This window comes from Streptomyces sp. JLBJ103, assembly GCF_058215575.1.
In genome coordinates, this window is record NZ_CM177089.1 from 2,823,071 (window position 1) to 2,840,314 (window position 17,244).

The window sequence follows — 17,244 nt, forward strand, 5'->3', positions numbered from 1 at the left end:
GTCGTTTCCCTAGGACGCGCTGTCGTCCTTGCCCGCGTTCTTGCCCGCTGCCTCCCCCGGCGGCGCGGCCGACGGTGGCGCGGTGGGGGCCAACGCGACAGCGGTGGCACCGTGCGGTCCAGGGACCGCCCGCATCGCATGCTCCTTGTTGTACGCGTGCAGATAGCCGACGACCGTATTGGCCACCGCCACCAGCGGTACGGCGACCACCGCACCACCGATTCCGCCGATCAGCGAACCGCCCGCGACCGAGAGCACCACGGCCAGCGGATGGACCCGCACCGCCCGGCCGAGGATGAACGGCTGGAGGACATGGCCCTCGATCTGCTGGACGGCCAGCACCACCAGCAGCACCATCGCCCCGGTGAACACGCCCTGCGTGACCAGTGCGACCACGACCGCCAGCGCGCCGGAGACCACCGCACCCACCAGCGGGATGAAGGCGAAGAGGAAGATGAAGACGGCGAGCGGGACCGCCATCGGCACATGGAGGACGAACAGCCCCACCCCGATGAAGATCGCGTCGATCAGAGCCACGATCACGGTGCCGCGCACATAGGCGGTCAGGGTGGCCCAGGCCCGCGGGCCCGCGCCCGCCACGCCCTCACGGGCGGCGGCCGGGACCAGTTTCAGCGTCCAGTTCCAGATCCGCGGTCCGTCGTAGAGCAGAAACAGCGTGCTGAACATCGTCAGCAGAATGCCGGTCAGCACCTCGACAACAACCGTCACGCCCTCGAGACCGGCCGAGGTGATCTCCTCGGTGTTGGCCCCGACCGCCTCGCGCAGCGACTTGGCGATGTGGTTGATCTGGGCCTCGGTCACATGGAACGGGCTGTGCAGCAGCCAGCGGCGCAGATCGTCGATACCGTCCTGGACCTTGCTGGAGACCTCGTCGATGTTCTCCATCACCTGCCAGACGACAAACCAGATCACCAGCCCCATGACGACGAAGCCGCCGATGAAGGTGATGGCCGTCGCCAGGCCACGGGGTACGCCGCGGTTACGGAACCGGGTGACGGTCGGCTCCAGCAGCGCGGTGATGAGCAGGGCCACCGTGAAGGAGAGCACCACCAGTTGGATGGAGCTGATGACGCGCATCAGCACCCAGACCGTTCCGGCGAGCACCAGCAGCCGCCATCCGGCCTCGGCGGCGACCCGCACACCCCAGGGCACGGTGGCCACCGGATCGGGCCGGGCGGTGACGGCGGGCGCGTAGGCGGGCGGAGCGGGAACGCTGACGGGCGGCTCCGGACCGGCGGTTCCGCCCTCCCCCGTACCGGAGCCGGGCGCCCCGGAGGTCGACGACGCGGCGCCGTCGTCCGGCGTGCCCGATCCACCCGGGCCGCTCGTACCGGCGGACGAGGCGCTCGCGGCGCCTTCGTCGGCGCCGGCGGCGGCCTGCTGGGTTTCGAGCCGGGTGGCGAGCCGGGACAGTGCGGCTCCCAGCCTGCCCACCCATTGCGGCAATCTGGACATTGTTCTTTTCCTACCCCCGTTTCCCCTCTGCCGTCGTGACGACGTTACCGGCTGAGGGAAGACGAAACCCCCGACCGGGTGCGGCCGGGGGTTTCGCGAAGCGCGTTGGTCGGTTCGGCCGTGCGGCCGGTCCCGATCAGTACCAGTTGTTGGCCTGCCAGAAGTCCCAGGCGCCACACGGGCTGCCGTAGCGGTCGTTCATGTAGTTCAGGCCCCACTTGATCTGGGTGGCCGGGTTGGTCTGCCAGTCGGCACCTGCCGAGGCCATCTTGGAGCCCGGCAGCGCCTGGACCAGACCGTAGGCACCCGACGAGGCGTTGGTGGCCTTGTAGTTCCACCCGCTCTCGTGGTCCACGATGTTGCTGAAGCACTGGAACTGATCGCCGGCCATCATCTGGCGCGCCATGGCCTGGGTCTCGGCGATGGTGTACGAAGCCTTCTGAGGGATGTCGACGGCGTCACGCTTCGCGGAACGGCTGGCGACCTCCTTCTGCTTCTTCTCCTCGCGCTCCTTGGCCAGCTTCTCGGCGGCTGCCTTGTCCGCGGCGGCCTTCTTGGCCTGCGCGTCCTTGGCCGCCTGCTTGCGGGCAGATTCCTCGGCGGACTTCTTCGCCTCCGCGTCGGCGGCGGTGGACTGCACATCCGCCTGCTGCGTCAGGGACGCGCCCTGCGCCACGGCCTGCTGTCCGGCGGGTATGTCCGCGAGGAGCGTCGAGTCAGCAGCGGTCGCCTCGATCGAGTCGGACGAGCCGTTCTGCTCGCCGGCCGAAGCCACACCGCCGACGACGGCGCCCACAGTGGTGACCGCGGTAGCCGAAGCCACTGCGAATCCCCGGACCGAAATCCGGCTCACACGGTTTCCTTCCAGCATCGCCCGCTTAGGTGACCTCACGGGCGCAATCGTGCCCCCTGGCGCTGACCTCCCCTTGTTCCGCCCCCGGTGGTACTCGGTGGGGTCGGCTGGCCACGGGAGGCACGGGCCCGCTGGGACCTCCCACGGGAGGGCCCTGAGGTACTCGGGCGGCATACGGCGAACGCTCTTCAATTCTGGTGCTACTGCGGTTCGGTACCGCTGGGGGTACCGGTGTGCCGTATGCGGGGCCTGACAGGACCCACACACTGCCCGACGCGCATGCCCGGAGGCAATTCCCCGTTGGGTGTGAAAGCTCACACCTCGTTTACCCCTAGGGATTTCTGGAAATCCCTACGCGGCAAGACGCCGCGCGGCTAGGCTTCTTGGCCCTTGCGCGCGGCGTCCCGTCGCCCATGCCGGTCCCAACCGGCCGCTATCGGCTCAGATGTGGCCGTCCTCCAGCATTTCGGTCACCAGCGCCGCGATCGGCGACCGCTCGGAGCGGTTGAGGGTGACATGCGCGAACAGCGGGTGGCCCTTGAGCTTTTCGACCACCGCCACCACGCCGTCGTAGCGCCCGACGCGGAGATTGTCCCGCTGTGCCACATCATGGGTGAGAACCACCCGGGAGTTGGCGCCGATGCGGGACAAAACGGTCAGCAGGACGTTCCGTTCGAGCGACTGCGCCTCGTCGACGATCACAAAGGCGTCATGGAGCGAACGGCCGCGGATATGGGTGAGCGGCAGCACCTCCAGCATTCCGCGCTCCACGACCTCCTCGATCACCTCGGAGCTGGTCACCGCGGACAGTGTGTCGAAGACCGCTTGAGCCCAGGGGCTCATCTTCTCCGCCTCACTGCCGGGCAGATAGCCCAACTCCTGCCCGCCGACGGCGTACAGGGGACGGAAGATCATCACCTTGCGGTGCTGCCGCCGCTCCAGCACCGCTTCAAGACCCGCGCACAGCGCCAGCGCCGACTTGCCCGTACCGGCCCGGCCGCCCATGGAGAGGATGCCGACCTCCTGGTCCAGCAGCAGATCCAGCGCGATGCGCTGCTCGGCGCTTCGGCCGTGGATCCCGAACGCCTCGCGGTCACCGCGCACCAGGCGCACCTGCCCGTCCGGGGTGACCCGGCCCAGCGCCTTGCCGCGCTCGGACTGGAGGACCAGCCCGGTGTGCACCGGCAGTTCGGCCGCCTCGGGGATGTACGCGGTCTCGGCCGCGAACAGGTCGTCCACCTGCTCGGCGGAGATGGCGAGCTCCGCCATCCCGGTCCAGCCCGAGTCGGTGATCGCCAGCTCCGCGCGGTACTCCTCGGCGAGCAGCCCCACCGAGGACGCCTTGATGCGCAGCGGCAGGTCCTTGGAGACAACGGTGACGTCGTACCCCTCGGCCTGGAGGTTTCTGGCGACCGCGAGGATCCGCGAGTCGTTGTCCCCCACCCGGCCGCCGTGGTTCAGAAAGGCGGCCGGCAGGACACCGGGGTCGGAGTGATTGAGCTCGACACGCAGGGTGCCCCCCAGATCGCCGATCGGGAGCGGAGCGTCCAGACGGCCGTACCGGATGCGGTACTCATCCAGCAGGCGCAGTGCCTGCCGGGCGAAGTACCCCAGCTCCGGGTGGTGCCGCTTGGCCTCCAGCTCCGTGACCACCACGACGGGCAGCACAACTTCGTGCTCGTCGAAGCGGGCCATGGCTTTGGGGTCGGCCAGCAGGACGCTGGTGTCGAGGACATAGGTGCGCCGGTCGTGCTCGCGGCGTTTTGTGCTGGTCACCACGGGTGGACGTACCCCCTCGGGAGAGGTTGGGGTGCGACGGCGTCGCGGGAGTGGAGTCTCCCCGCCGCAGACAGGGAACGGACCGGGCTCAGCCCTCCGGGGAAGGCCGTGCGCCGGCCCTCCGCGTCATACGCACGATCCGCACAGTCGTCCGTGTGCAAAGGGCCTCCCGGGCGGACGGCCCGATGCCGTCCGCTGGCAATCCGACGATGCCCCGTCCCCGCTGTCCACCGGGACAGGGCGTCGACCTGCAAGGGATATTCCCTCGAACGTGCGGAGCCATGCAACGGCATATGACGGCGCGTATATGAACGTTGTGCGACCAGAGCGTCACACACCGGCCGGGGCCGGACGCTTCGCGGCGTCCGGCCCCGGCCGGTGAACTGCGCTGACAGTGAAGGGAACTAGAAGCCGTACCTGCGGTGCCGGGCCGCGTAGTCGCGCAGCGCCCGCAGGAAGTCCACCTTGCGGAAGGCGGGCCAGAAAACCTCGCAGAAGTAGTACTCCGAATGTGCGCTCTGCCAGAGCATGAAGCCGGAGAGCCGCTGCTCGCCGCTGGTACGGATGACGAGGTCCGGGTCGGGCTGACCGCGGGTGTACAGGTGTTCGGAGATGAGGTCGATGTCGACGACCTCGGCGAGCTCCTCGAAGGTGGTGCCCCGGCTGGCGTGGTCCAGCAGCAGTGAGCGCACCGCGTCGGCGATCTCCTGCCGACCGCCGTAGCCGATGGCGACGTTGACCAGTATTCCGTCGATGTGCTCGGTGGCCTGTTCGGCCTCCTTCAGCACCGTCTGGGTGCGGGAGGGCAGCAGATCGCGGTTGCCCACGTGGTGCACCCGCCAGCGGCCGTCGGCCGCCAGGTCGCGCACCGCGTCCTCGATGATGCCGAGCAGCGGTACCAGCTCCGCCTCGGGGCGGTCCAGATTGTCGGTGGAGAGCATCCAGAGCGTGACGACTTCGACGTCCGTCTCGCTGCACCAGCCGAGCAGCTCCTGGATCTTGCTGGCTCCGGCCTTGTGGCCCTGCTCGGTGGTCCCGCCGGCCGCGCGGGCCCAGCGGCGGTTGCCGTCGAGGATGACGCCGATGTGCTTGGGCACCTGATCGTGGTCGAGGCGGCCTTCCACCCGGCGTGCGTAGAGCCCGTACACCAGGTCGCGCAACTTCACGTCTTTCCAGCCCCTCAGTGCCTCGTATGGCGCTCGCCATGCAGTCCGCCCAAGTCCGACACACTACTGCGGGGCGGCGAGGCTGGCTAACCCGGCTGCACGGCCGGGAGGGGTTGCGCACGCGCCACCCCTCCCGGCCAGCCCGCACCCGGGACGCGCCGTATAGGGTCATCCGTTCCCATCCCCGGACCTGGGACGAAGCCCCGTGAACGACATCCACGCCCCCTATCGCGCCGCTGAGAGCCGCTACGACACCATGCGCTACCGGCGCACCGGCCGCAGCGGTCTGCTGCTGCCCGCCCTCTCGCTCGGCCTGTGGCACAACTTCGGCGACGACACCCCGCGCGAGACCCAGCGCGCCATCCTGCGCCGCGCCTTCGACCTCGGGGTGACCCACTTCGACCTGGCCAACAACTACGGTCCGCCCGCCGGGTCCGCGGAGCAGAACTTCGGGGAGATCTTCGCCCGCGACTTCCGCCCGTACCGGGACGAACTCATCCTCTCCACCAAGGCCGGCTACCGGATGCAGCCCGGCCCGTACGGCGAATGGGGTTCGCGCACGTACCTGCTGTCCTCCCTCGACGCCTCGCTGCGCCGGATGGGCGTCGACTACGTGGACATCTTCTACTCCCACCGCTTCGACGCGGACACCCCGCTCGAGGAGACGATGGGCGCGCTGGCCACCGCCGTCCAGCAGGGCAAGGCGCTGTACGTGGGCGTCTCCTCCTACAACTCCGAGCGCACCCGCGAGGCCGCCCGGATTCTGCGCGAGCTGGGAGTTCCGGCCCTGATCCACCAGCCCTCGTACTCGATGATCAACCGCTGGACCGAGGACGACGGGCTGCTGGACACCCTGGAGGACGAGGGCATGGGCTGCATCTGCTTCGCGCCGCTCGCCCAGGGGCTGCTGACCGACAAGTATCTGAAGGGCATCCCCGAGGGGTCGCGCGCCGCCCAGGGCAAGTCGCTCGACCCGGCGCTGCTGACCGAGGACACCGTCCGGCGGCTGCGCGGACTGGACGCGATCGCCCGGCGGCGCGGCCAGACGCTGGCCCAGCTCGCCCTCAGCTGGGTGCTGCGGGACCCGCGGATGACCTCGGCGCTCAGCGGGGCGTCCAGTGTGCGGCAGTTGGAGGCGAACGTCGCCGCGCTGGACGCGCCCGCCCTCACCGCCGAGGAGCTGGCCGAAATCGATTCCCTCGCACAGACCACCGAGGGCGTGAACATCTGGGCGGCCCGCAGCAAGCCATAACGCTCAGTGATCATCCGCATGGCTCGGTGGGCCGCGGCCACGCCCGCCGGGATCCGCAGGCCCCGTAATAGAGCGGGCCGGTCCGTGGGGGGGAGTACGGACCGGCCCGAGGGGGGGGTTCCACCATAACCCTTCGTGAGGGGATGTCCATGCATCGGCGAGGGTGACAATCAGCGCGGCGCTGACGTCATCCAGCCCCCAGGGCCCCCAGTACCAACCCGGCGCACGCCCCCAGGATCATGCAGGGGCCGAACGCCATGGCCGTCCCGCGCCGTGCCCGCCGGGTCACGACCAGGGCCGCCGCGGCGAACGAACCCAGCAGCAGCCCGGCGAGGGCACCCAGCACCAGTACGTCCCAGCCGTACCAGCCGAGCGCGATCCCCAGCGTCAGCGCCAGCTTGACGTCGCCGAATCCCATACCGCTCGGGCTGATCAGGAACAGCACCAGATACGCCCCACCCAGCACCGCCCCGCCCAGCAGCGCCCGCGGCCACGACCCGGCGCTGTGCGGCAGCAGCGCCGCCGCGCCGAGCAGCGCCGCGGCCCCGGCCGCCATCGGCAGGGTGAGGACGTCCGGCAGCCGGTGCACCGCCAGATCCACCCCGGCCAGCAGCACCCCCAGCGGGGCGAGCAGCAGCCACACCGCCAGCTCCGGACGGGCGCCGACCGCGGCCGCGAGCCCCGCGCATACGGCCGCGGTGAGCACCACCGCGGCCGCCGCCCCGGGCCCGCCGTCCCATGCGCCGCCCCCGCAGCCCGGACAGCGGGCGGGACCGAGCCAGCCGCGGGCCGGGCCGGCAAGAGTGTGCCCGCGCGGGCAGGCGGTGCGCCAGGGCTCGTCGGGTTCGACGGCCAGCCGGTAGAGAGGACGGGGCACCAGCGCCCCGGCGGCAGCGCCGTACACGGCGGCGAGGGCGGTCAGCAGCGGATGCACGGCCCGAGCCTACGGAAGCGCCCCTCGGGTGGAACACTGCACCGGAGGGGCGGAAAGGGGCGCGGTATGGGGCACGCACCGCACGGTGCGGACGGTCTGCGGGACGGCACCGGGACGCTGCGGGTCCCGGGGGTCGCCGAGGACGTTCCGCTGCTGATCGCCGCCTCCTGGCGGGCCCGCTCCCGCGGGCTGCTCGGCCGGGACGGGCTGACCGGCGCGATGCTGCTCACCCCCGCGAGCGGGGTGCACACCTTCCGGATGCGGTTCGCCATCGACATCGCCTATCTCGACCGGCGGCTGACCGTACTGGCCGTTCACACCCTGCGGCCCGGACGGCTCGGGCGGCCCCGGCTGCGCGCCCGCCATGTGCTGGAGGCCGAGGCGGGTGCGATGGAGCGCTGGGAGCTGCGGCCGGGGACGCGGGTCGCCGTATCGCCCGGACCTTCTCCGGCCCACCCGCCTCCGCTACGCTGAGCCGTCGGTGTCATGGTTGGGCACACACATCCCTCGACGTTCAGGGTCGAGGTCAACGAGGTTGAGGTACAGGGGTAGGGGTGGCACGTTGACGGCAACGGGCAAGATTCTGCGGTTCGACGAGTTTCGCGGCTACGGCTTCATCGCGCCGGACGACGGTGGCGAGGACGTCTTCATGCACGCCAATGACCTCCTGGACGACAAGCAGCTGTTCCAGCCCGGATCCAAGGTGCGGTTCGTCCCGGAGTACGGGGACAAGGGTCCCAAGGCGGCCGAGGTCCGCGTGGTCGAGCGCGCCCCCGGTCCGTCGGTGATGCGGTCGGCGGGCCCGGACACGGGTGACGACACCATGTGCGATGTGCTGTCGGTCGCCGAGTTCCGCAGCGAGCTGACCGAGGCTCTGGTCGAGGTGGGCGGCAATCTGACCGCCGACCAGATCAAGCAGGTCCGCCGGAGGATCATCGAGCTGGCGCAGGCACACAACTGGATCGAGTCCTGAGGCCGGTCCGGCCGACCGGCCGGTCCTGAGCATCAGACATCACCGCCGCCCCGGGTCCGCCCGGCGCGGCGGTTCTGCTTGCCGGTGCGCGTCAGCCCGTGCGGGGGAAGCTGACCTCGACCCGGCGGTTCTTCCGGCGGCCCTCCTCGGTGGCGTTGTCGGCGATCGGGTACTGCTCGCCGTAGCCGCGGATCTCGTAGTTGACGGAGGCGTCGAGGTTCTCGGAGAGCTCGCGCTGCACCGCGTTGGCCCGCTTCTTCGACAGCGTGTCGCCGTGGGCCGCGGAGCCGAGGTTGTCGGTGAAGCCGAAGACCCGGACGGTCTTCGCCTTCTGCCGCTCGGCCTCCTCGGCGATCTCCTCGATCCGGGCGGTCGCCGCGCCGCTCAGCCTGGCGCTGTCCTTGCCGAAGAGCACCTCGGCCTGGAGGGCGAACTTCACCCTGGCGTTGGTGTCCTCGCGCCGCTCGTCGCCGTTGTCCGTCTCCACCACCGACTTGATGTCCAGCACCCGGCCGGGCGCCAGTGTGGCACCCTCCGGCATCCGCAGATCGGGGTCCTTGGCGTCGATCCTGACCGGTGGTGTGGTGTCCGCGGGCGCGCCGGGGCCGGTGTCGGCACGGGCCGCGGGGACGGGTACGGCGGTGACCCACAGCGCGGCGCAGGCCAGTACGGCGAGGACGGGGGCGTAGCGGGCGACGGCGGGCAGGGGCGGAGGGGTTGTCATGGCGGGGCTCACCCGGAGAGCTCGATGCTGACGGACGGCATCGTGGGGATCTGGAAGTCGACTTCCTTGACGTCCTTGGGCGGGGCGGGGAACTGGGCGAACACCGGGCGGCTCTCATTGGGCTTGATACCGGAGAGCCCGGTGGTGCACAGGCAGAGGCCGTCGGTGTCACGCAGAACCAGATAGCGCTTCTTCCCCGCCTTGTCGATGAGGGACGCGCCGGAGAGGGACGAGCGGGACTTGGCCAGCTCCTGTTCCTTGGAGCTCCAGTTCAGGGCGAAGAACATCTCGCTGCCACGGTTGGTCAGGGTGCCGCTCACGGTGACGAAGCCACCGCTGTCGCGCACCGCGGAATGCAACGTGACCTCGACTCCGTTGGGGCCCTTCAGCTCGCCGATGGACTTCGACGAGTCCGCCGCGGGTTCCTGAGCGCGCCCGTCGTCCTTGGCCGCGGTGGACTTCGGGGGAGAGCCGTCGTCCGGCTTCTTCCCGTCGCCGCCGTCACCGCTTCCGCATCCGGCCACGGCGAGGGCCAAGCCCGCGACGAGCGCCGCCGCGGCAGCCCCCCTCCGGGCCTTCGTCGTGTGCCGCATGCTCATCGCTCGCTGTCCCTCACTCGGCTACTGGTGGATTGGCTCGTCAATCGGCAAGGTGCACGGAGAACAGGTCTTTGGCGTCGGGGAAGAGATCGGGGTGCGCCGGGTCGATCGTGACGTCCTCGCCGTCGCACCGGAGGTCGACGGCGGGCTTCTTGTCCTTCCCGTCCCCGTCGTCCTTCCCACCATCCCCGGCGTCGCCGCCGTTCCCGCCCTCGCCGTGGTCATCGGCGGGCGGCGGGGTGGTGGGCGCGGGCGTGGCGGCGGGCGCGGTGCAGCGCGGGGTGACCACGGCCTTGGCCCTGGCCGTGGCGTGCTTGCTCTCGGTGCCCGGGATGACGCTGTCGCCCACGGGCTTACGCGTCCTGACCGTGACCGTGAAGGAGGCGGGCAGATAGCCCGGGGTACAGCCGGTGACCTCCGCGTCGTTCTGCGCCGCGAACCAGCCGGCCTGCTCACAGGCGCCCCCGGCGCCGAGCCCCCGGCCGTTCAGCAGATCGTCCCAGGCACTGCCGTCCGCGATCGCCTTGAGGAACGCCGTGCGCAACTGGTCGCGGTAGTCCTGGCCCGCGGCGAGCGCCGCGGCGTCGGCGGCGGTCTGTCCGCCGTTGCGGGTCGCACCGGCCTGGCCCACCGCGAACAGGGCGAGCGCCAGGAAGAGCAGGCCCGCCACAGCGGTGATGTAGATGGGAAAGGCCTGTCCCGCGTCACTTCTGAGGTCCCTGCGGGCTGTCACGGGCCCGGTCAGATGGTGACGACCTGCGCGATCTTGTCGGAGATCGCGTTGGCGATCGCCGTACCGAAGTCCGTGGTCGACAGGACCAGGACGATGGCCACCACCACGGCGATGATTCCCAGGTATTCGATCGAGGTCTGCCCCCGGTCGTTCCCCACAGCACGCTTCCCCATCGTGTTCCCCTCCATGGGCTGCCGTCCCACTCTGGTCCGGCGACTCAACCCCCGTGGTGTCGCAGGCGACAGGAGCAAAGTACGCCGAAACCCCACCCCGGGAACAGTGCCTCACGCTCCGTTGCCTTCCCGTTGCCCCGCGTTCGATTCGTTCCCGTACGCCGCGACCGGTACGGCTCATCCATCTCACCTCCTCCGGGCCCCGGGGAGCCGCCACCCGACGACTGTCCCACAGCCGATTGCAACCGCGAAGGCTATTGGTTCAATTGGGAGCTCAGTCACCGGTGATCGAGCCGAAGTCCGTGCCGGAGCCGATGAAGAACCCGGCTACGAGCAGCAGCATCGTCCCCGGCACCATGAACGTGGTGATGACCATGGTCGCCTTCGGTACCGCGCGGGCCGCGCGGCGGCGGGCGTTCTGGGCGTCCGTACGGCGCATGTCGTTCGCGATGGCGATCAGTGTCTCAACGATCGGAGCGCCCAGTTCCTCCCCCTGCTGAAGGGCCGTGACGAACTGCGCGACCTGTTCGGAGTCATTGCGCTTACGCAGTTCCTCGAAGGCCTGGCGGCGGCTGACTCCCATGTCCATTTGCCGAAGTGTGATGCGGAGTTCATCCGCCCAGGGACCCTCGTACTTCTCCGCGACCCGGTCCAGCGCCTGACGGAAGCTCAGCCCCGCGCTCACCACGACCGCCAGTACGTCCAGGAAGTCCGGCAGCGTGCGCTCGATCGCGTCCCTGCGCTCGCGGACCGCCGCCCAGATGCCGACCTCGATCCAGAACAGACCGAACGCCACCAGCAGCAGCGCCAGCAGGAGCTGTCCCTTCATCAGCATCACCAGCGCACCGCCGAAGCCGAGCGCGCCGTAGACCGCCCGCCGGGCGGCGTAGCGGTCGACCGTCAGCCCGCCCGGATTGCCGGCCAGATCGATCCGGCGGCGCACCCGGGCCACCCGCTTCTCGCCCATCAGGCGCAGCACCAGCGGGGCGTAGCGGATGCCCAGCCGGTCGACGGCCGAACCGACGACGGTGGTGCGCGTCGCGCCGACCTCCAGCGCCACCGCGAGATCGGAGGGCAGTTTCGCCTCGCTGCGGTACAGCGCGATGCCGTAGGCGATACCCGCCACCGAGAGCCCGGCCGCCAGCGCCAGCAGCAGTGCGATTGCCATCGTGCGCCCCTCTCCCTCGGATCCTCAGACGTCGATCTTCGACATACGGCGGATGAGGAAGAAGCCGATCCCGTAGAGGACGAAGGCCACGACCACGGCGGCCTGGCCCCAGAAGGACGAGGTCATCCGGTCCAGCGCGCCCGCCGAGATCCTGTTCATCAGCAGCAGTGTCCCGATGCCCATGAGCGGGACGACATAGGCGGTGACGGTCACCTGGGAGAGCTGGGTGCGGACCTCGCGCCGCGTCTCCTTCCGCTCCTCCAGCGTCTGGGTGAGATTGCGCAGCGAGGTGACCACGGCCCCGCCCGCCCGGTTGGACAGCACCAGGGTGGTGACCAGCACCACCAGCTCCCGGGACGGCAGCCGCTGCGCCAGCTCCTCCAGTGCGTCGTCGATGGAGTGGCCCACGGCCAGCTTGGCGGCGACCTTGGCCAGTTCCTCGCCCGCCGGGGCCTCCATCTCGTCCGCCGCCATCGCCAGCGCGGTACGCAGCGCCAGCCCGGCCTGGGTGGCATTGGCCAGGATCCGGGAGAGCTCGGGCAGTTGGTTGATAAAGCGTTCGATGCGCTTCTGGCGCTGCCAGTTGAGGAAGGCGAAGGCGGCCCAGACCGCGATCACCGCCGCGATCGGTCCGAAGAACGACGCGAGGAGGGACGCCGCGACCACCCACAGCCCGGCCGCCGCGGCGGCCGTGTAGACCACGAACTCCCCGGGTGTCAGCGCCAGCCCGGTCGCCGCCAGCCGCAGCTCCAGCCGACTGCCCGCCGAGGTCGCGCGCAGCCGCCGGTCGATCCGGGTGAAGCGGCGCGGACGGCCGGACGCCACCACCGGGCCGGAGTCCGACAGCCGGTCGATCAGGGCGCGTCGCTGCTCCTTGCCCCGGGCGTACGTATGCGCCCCCACGACCCCCAGCGCCCCGCACACCAGCGTCGCGCCGAGCGCCACCGTCGCCAGACGGTCCATGCCCGGCTACCTCCGTTCCCTCGGGTCGTACGCGGACCGGTCGAACACGGCGCCGCGGGTGGACAGCTGGGCCGGGAAGGCGGCCACCCCGAACGCCGGGGGCACCGACTCGTTCGCCAGCCGCAGCCGCCCCGCGATCCGCTCCGGCAGCGGGAAGTAGCCGAACCGGCCGTGCACCACCCGGTCCGCCGCCATCGGCTCGGCCTCGAACCGGCAGACGGTGGCGATGCGGTACTCCTCGTGGCCGTGGCTGTCGAGCAGCGCGATCTCGCTGATCCGGCGCGATCCGTCAGCATGCCGGACCAGCTGGACGATACAGTCCACGGCGCTGTTGATCTGGTCGCGCAGCGCCTCGTACGGAATGGCCACTTCCGACATGGAGGCGAGGGTCTGGAGCCGCATCAGCGCGTCCTCGGCACTGTTGGCGTGGACGGTGGCGAGTGAGCCATCGTGACCGGTGGACATGGCCTGGAGCATGTCCAGGGTCTCGCCGCCGCGCACCTCGCCGACGATGATCCGGTCGGGGCGCATCCGCAGGGAGTTGCGGACCAGGTCGCGGATGGTGATCCGGCCCTTGCCCTCGACATTCGGCGGGCGGGACTCCAGCCGGATGACATGCGTCTGCTGGAGCTGGAGTTCCGCGGCGTCCTCCACGGTGATGATGCGCTCGCCCTCGGGGATCAGCCCGGACAGGGCGTTGAGCAGCGTGGTCTTCCCCGAACCAGTGGGACCGGAGACCACCACATTGCACTTGGCCCGCACCAGCGCGGACAGCAGGAGCAGCATCTGCTCGTCCAGGGTGCCCATGCCGATCAGCTCGTGCAGGGTGTACGCGCGGGGGAAGCGGCGGATGGTGAGGGTGGCACCGGTGAGAGAGAGCGGCGGGATGATCACGTTGACCCGCTCCCCGGACGGCAGCCGGGCGTCGACCATCGGATTCGACTCGTCCACCCGGCGGTTGACCGTCGAGACGATCCGCTCGATGGTCTGCATCAGCTGCTCCTCGGAGGCGAACCGGACGGGCACCTGCTCCACCCGGCCCGCGCGCTCCACGAAGATCTGGTCCGGTCCGTTGACCATGATCTCGGTGATGGAGGCGTCCTCCAGGAGCGGTTCCAGCACCCCGAGCCCGAGCGCCTCGTCCACCACCCGCCGGATCAGCTGGGCCCGTTCGCTGGTGGACAGCACGGGGCCCTCGCGGCTGATGATGTGCCCGAGCACCCGCTCCAGCCGGGAGCGGCGCTCGGCCGCGGCGAGCGAGGACATCTCCGCGAGGTCGATCTCCTCGAGGAGCTTGGCGCGGTAGACGGAGACGAGATGTCCGTCCTGACGCCCCTTTCCCTCACCGGGCCGCTCGGGCACGGTGATACGGGCCCGCAGGCTCATCGGCCCTCTCCCCCGGCCCCGGCTCGGGCGATGTCGTCCGCACCGTCGTCGCAGGGCATCGTGGCGCTCCTCCTGGCACTGCCGAAGTCGAACCCGGGGATCACCGGAGGGATCTCCACGGTCACGGTGGCCCGCGCCTGCCCGCCCGCGCAGCCACCGCTGGTGATCTCCGCCCCGTCGGCCAGCCAGCCGCTCATCGCCGCCTGCCCGGCGGCGGCCGGGCCGGTCCGCGGCTCGTCCAGCGAGGCGGTCCGCGCGGCCGCCCGCGCCGCGGTCCCGGCCTGCTGCGCGGTGTACGCGGCGAGCCCGAGCTGTACGGCGGCGAGCGCGACGATCAGCAGCACCGGAAGGAACCCGATGAACTCGATGGAGGCGGAGCCCTGGTCACGGCCCCGCCGAGCCGCCGCGGGGTGCGCGGCGCAGCGCCCGCCCGGCCGTTCGGCCGTGGTGGCGTTCGTCGGGGGCTCCGCTCCGGTGCGCGGCCGGACCGTACGTGCGGGGGCGGGCGGGGGGCTACTCATCGCCGCCCGCCAGGCCCGATTCATCGGCCGCGCCCGCGGTGCCGGTGACCGTGAAGGGGAAGTCGGCACCGCCGGGGAACAGGATGGGGACCTTCATACGGACCGTGGAGGTGAAGACGCCGTCGGCACCGGCTCCGCAGGAGACCGAGGAACTGCCCCGCCAGGCGCTCGGGATGTCCTCCTCGGCCGCCGACCGGCAGGCGGCCGGGCCACCGTCGGCGGCGGCGCCCGCGCGGGCGCCCTTGTCCGCGGAGTTGCCCGCCAGTGAGTAGGTGTAGCCGATGAGGACGAACTGCCAGATCACCGCGAGCACGGTGAGGACCAGCGGAAGGATGCCCAGGAATTCGACCGTGACCTGGCCGCGGTCGCCACGCTTGCGGAGGAAGGAACCGGTCGTCGACGAGGACGGCGGGACCTCGTTCAGCGTCTCGGGACCGGTGGCTCGCTCCGCTCCCGCGGAGGAGTCCCCGGCACCGCCCGCGCCGCCCGCGCTGATGGCACGGCGCCGCCGCAGCCCTGGCAGGGTGCGCTCACCGGACCCGCCCGCGTGGCCGCCCCGGTGGGCGGCGCGGCGGCCGCCACCGCCACCGCCACCACCCCCGCTCCCGGAGGCCGCGTCGACCAGGCCGAGTTCCCCGGCCAGCCCCCACAGCGCCTGTTTGACGGCCGACTTGGCGTCCAGGTCCTGCATCCGGCCGGAGTCCACGGCGGGCTGGAGCTCCTTGAACCCGGCCGGGATCGCCGTCCGCGCCACCGTGGTGCCGGTGGCGCGCGCGACCAGTTGCGGCTGGATCTCTGCCTGTCGGGAATGGCGGTTGACGACGGTGACCGTCTCCTCCGCCTTGCGGATCTGGAGCCGGTCCCACAGCCGCACCATGCGCTTGGCGGCACGGACCGCGACCACGTCCGGGGTGGTGACCAGCAGCGCGATATCCGCGGTTTCGACGGCGGCCGCGCCCGCCGAGGTCATCTGGGTGCCGCAGTCGACGACGACCACCTCGAACCGCGACCGCAGCGCGCCGATGACCTGCCGGGCGGTGCGGTCGGTCACCTCCTCGCCGCGTTCGCCCTCGCCGGGCGCCAGCAGCAGCCCCAGGCCGGTCTGGTGGGTGAAGACCGCGTCCTGGAGCACCCGCGGGGAGATATCGGTGATCTGCGCCAGGTCGGCGATGGAGCGGCGGAACTGGACGTCGAGGTAGGAGGCGATGTCGCCGGACTGGAGGTCCAGGTCGACGAGGGCGACCGTACGGCCCGCGGCCCGAGCGGCGAGCGCGAGCTGCACGGCGGTCACGGTCGTACCGACGCCGCCCTTGGCGCCCGTCACCGCGACCAGCCGTCCGCCGGGGCCGGTGGCGAGGGTGTCCCCGCCGCCGCCCAGGTGGCGCCGTACGCCGCCGGCCCACTGGGCGGCGCCGTGCACACGGGCCGCCAACTCGTCGTACGACAGCGGTATTCCGGCGATACCGCGGGCTCCGGCGTCCATGGCGGCCGAGTACAGCGCGGGCCCGGCGTCCGCCGTCACCAGCACCACACCCACCGCCGGGAAGCGGAGCGCGATGTCCCGGATCACCTCCAGCGCGGGTGCCGGGGCGATGCGTTCATGGACGAGGACAACCTCCGGCAGCTCCTCCAGGGAGGCGGCGGCCAGCGCGGCGAGGGTGTCGAGCAGCTGGGTCGAGTCGCCCACGGGCGCCGACGGCTCCACACCGGGCAGCTGGCCGAGCAGACCGCCGAGGGAGCGGGCGGCGTCGGGGTCGCCGACGGCCGGCAGAATCCTGATCGTCACCGCGGCACCTCCTCACTCATTACTCATTTGTCGCCGTCGAGGGTGTAGGTGCGGTCGCCGGGGGCTATCGGGCCGTCCCCGCCGGGGGCGACCAGCGCCAGCCGCACATGCGAGGCGAAGGACTCGGCGTACGCGACCCGCTGCGCGTTCTTGGTGTCGAGCGCGAAGGTGATCGGTACCGCCTTGTCGATGCGCCGTTCGTCGTCCTGGTCCGGCTCCAAGGCGGTGAGCTTGCCGACGTCGATGACGCGGGCGCCCGCGACGATGAGCTTGGAGACCGGTTTGTCGTCCTGCCCCTTGCCCTCGAAGGTCGCGTAGATGTTCACCTTCGCACCGGGGTTGATCTTGCCCGCGACGCCCGTCGCCGCGTCGATCATGATGGCGATCTCCTGCTGTCCGGCCTTGAGCGCGGGCCGGTTCACGATCATGTCGTTCTGGAGCAGCGACCCCTTGCGCAGTGGGGTCACCGCTATCTTGCCCCGGAGGTCGTCGAGATCGGTGACGGCGGTGGACGGCACCCACCGCTCCGGCATCGAGACCTTCTCGAAATTCCCCGCGTCCAGCGCCTGATAGGCGGGGATGTCCGAGGTGAGCTTGTAGGCGGTGGTCTCGGGTCCGACCTTGGACTCCACGTCGTCGATGACGGAGAGCACCCCGGCGAACGCACCGATGGCGCACAGGCCCGACAGGAGCAGCAGAACGACTCCGCGGCGCTGGCGTGAATTCATGGGACGGACAACCTCGTTCGGGGGCGCGGG

The 17,244-nt window shown here is 70.9% G+C and carries 18 protein-coding genes; 3 read left to right on the forward strand and 15 right to left on the reverse strand.

All coding sequences use genetic code 11. The features are described 5' to 3' along the window. Positions 1-9: 9 nt before the first annotated feature. The 4 genes from AC4BEG_RS12055 to AC4BEG_RS12070 form a co-directional block, all read right to left on the reverse strand. On the reverse strand, positions 10-1,476 hold the full coding sequence (locus AC4BEG_RS12055; protein ID WP_490705884.1) for an AI-2E family transporter: 1,467 nt from the start codon (positions 1,474-1,476) through the stop codon (positions 10-12). Positions 1,477-1,612: 136 nt separating this feature from the next. Then, positions 1,613-2,329, reverse strand: coding sequence for an aggregation-promoting factor C-terminal-like domain-containing protein (locus tag AC4BEG_RS12060; protein ID WP_490705885.1), 717 nt, complete (start codon positions 2,327-2,329; stop codon positions 1,613-1,615). A gap of 441 nt (positions 2,330-2,770) precedes the next feature. Next, positions 2,771-4,108, reverse strand: a complete 1,338-nt coding sequence (gene phoH2, locus AC4BEG_RS12065; RefSeq protein WP_490705886.1) for an RNA 5'-3' helicase PhoH2 — start codon at positions 4,106-4,108, stop codon at positions 2,771-2,773. Between the two features lie 404 nt (positions 4,109-4,512). After that, on the reverse strand, positions 4,513-5,274 hold the full coding sequence (locus tag AC4BEG_RS12070; RefSeq protein ID WP_490705887.1) for an isoprenyl transferase: 762 nt from the start codon (positions 5,272-5,274) through the stop codon (positions 4,513-4,515). A 256-nt stretch (positions 5,275-5,530) separates the two neighbouring features. Here AC4BEG_RS12070 and mgrA point away from each other — a divergent pair, with 256 nt between their 5' ends. Further along, a complete protein-coding gene (gene mgrA / locus AC4BEG_RS12075) occupies positions 5,531-6,526 on the forward strand; it encodes an L-glyceraldehyde 3-phosphate reductase (protein ID WP_490707065.1) in 996 nt (331 codons plus the stop codon). 187 nt (positions 6,527-6,713) lie between these two features. Here mgrA and AC4BEG_RS12080 read toward each other — a convergent pair whose 3' ends face one another. Then, a complete protein-coding gene (locus tag AC4BEG_RS12080) occupies positions 6,714-7,460 on the reverse strand; it encodes a prepilin peptidase (protein WP_490705888.1) in 747 nt (248 codons plus the stop codon). A gap of 66 nt (positions 7,461-7,526) precedes the next feature. Here AC4BEG_RS12080 and AC4BEG_RS12085 point away from each other — a divergent pair, with 66 nt between their 5' ends. Next, a complete protein-coding gene (locus tag AC4BEG_RS12085; RefSeq protein WP_490705889.1) occupies positions 7,527-7,934 on the forward strand; it encodes a DUF192 domain-containing protein in 408 nt (135 codons plus the stop codon). A gap of 88 nt (positions 7,935-8,022) precedes the next feature. After that, positions 8,023-8,433, forward strand: a complete 411-nt coding sequence (locus AC4BEG_RS12090; RefSeq protein WP_490705890.1) for a cold-shock protein — start codon at positions 8,023-8,025, stop codon at positions 8,431-8,433. 91 nt (positions 8,434-8,524) lie between these two features. Here the strand turns inward: AC4BEG_RS12090 and AC4BEG_RS12095 are convergent, their stop codons facing one another. From AC4BEG_RS12095 to cpaB, 10 genes are all read right to left on the reverse strand, one after another. Beyond that, entirely contained in the window at positions 8,525-9,157 is a 633-nt protein-coding gene (locus AC4BEG_RS12095) for an OmpA family protein (RefSeq protein ID WP_490705891.1), read from the reverse strand. Between the two features lie 8 nt (positions 9,158-9,165). Further along, positions 9,166-9,756 (reverse strand): hypothetical protein, encoded by a 591-nt coding sequence (locus AC4BEG_RS12100; RefSeq protein ID WP_490705892.1) that lies wholly within the window; start codon positions 9,754-9,756, stop codon positions 9,166-9,168. Between the two features lie 40 nt (positions 9,757-9,796). Next, positions 9,797-10,489: a pilus assembly protein TadG-related protein gene (locus AC4BEG_RS12105; protein WP_490705893.1), complete on the reverse strand. Its 693-nt coding sequence runs from the start codon at positions 10,487-10,489 to the stop codon at positions 9,797-9,799. A gap of 8 nt (positions 10,490-10,497) precedes the next feature. Next, complete coding sequence (locus AC4BEG_RS12110; protein WP_490705894.1) at positions 10,498-10,662, reverse strand: hypothetical protein; 165 nt, start codon at positions 10,660-10,662, stop codon at positions 10,498-10,500. 274 nt (positions 10,663-10,936) lie between these two features. Next, complete coding sequence (locus AC4BEG_RS12115; protein WP_490705895.1) at positions 10,937-11,830, reverse strand: DUF5936 domain-containing protein; 894 nt, start codon at positions 11,828-11,830, stop codon at positions 10,937-10,939. 24 nt (positions 11,831-11,854) lie between these two features. After that, positions 11,855-12,793, reverse strand: a complete 939-nt coding sequence (locus AC4BEG_RS12120) for a type II secretion system F family protein (protein ID WP_490705896.1) — start codon at positions 12,791-12,793, stop codon at positions 11,855-11,857. 6 nt (positions 12,794-12,799) lie between these two features. After that, the gene (locus AC4BEG_RS12125) at positions 12,800-14,179 is read right to left on the reverse strand and encodes a TadA family conjugal transfer-associated ATPase (protein WP_490705897.1); all 1,380 of its coding nucleotides are present in this window, start codon (positions 14,177-14,179) and stop codon (positions 12,800-12,802) included. Beyond that, entirely contained in the window at positions 14,176-14,547 is a 372-nt protein-coding gene (locus AC4BEG_RS12130; RefSeq protein ID WP_490707066.1) for a TadE/TadG family type IV pilus assembly protein, read from the reverse strand. The genes AC4BEG_RS12125 and AC4BEG_RS12130 overlap by 4 nt, the downstream gene beginning before the upstream one ends. Before the next feature lie 145 nt (positions 14,548-14,692). Further along, positions 14,693-16,486, reverse strand: a complete 1,794-nt coding sequence (locus tag AC4BEG_RS12135) for a CpaE/TadZ family protein (protein ID WP_490705898.1) — start codon at positions 16,484-16,486, stop codon at positions 14,693-14,695. A 23-nt stretch (positions 16,487-16,509) separates the two neighbouring features. Next, positions 16,510-17,214, reverse strand: a complete 705-nt coding sequence (gene cpaB, locus AC4BEG_RS12140) for a Flp pilus assembly protein CpaB (protein ID WP_490705899.1) — start codon at positions 17,212-17,214, stop codon at positions 16,510-16,512. Between the last annotated feature and the right edge of the window lie 30 nt (positions 17,215-17,244).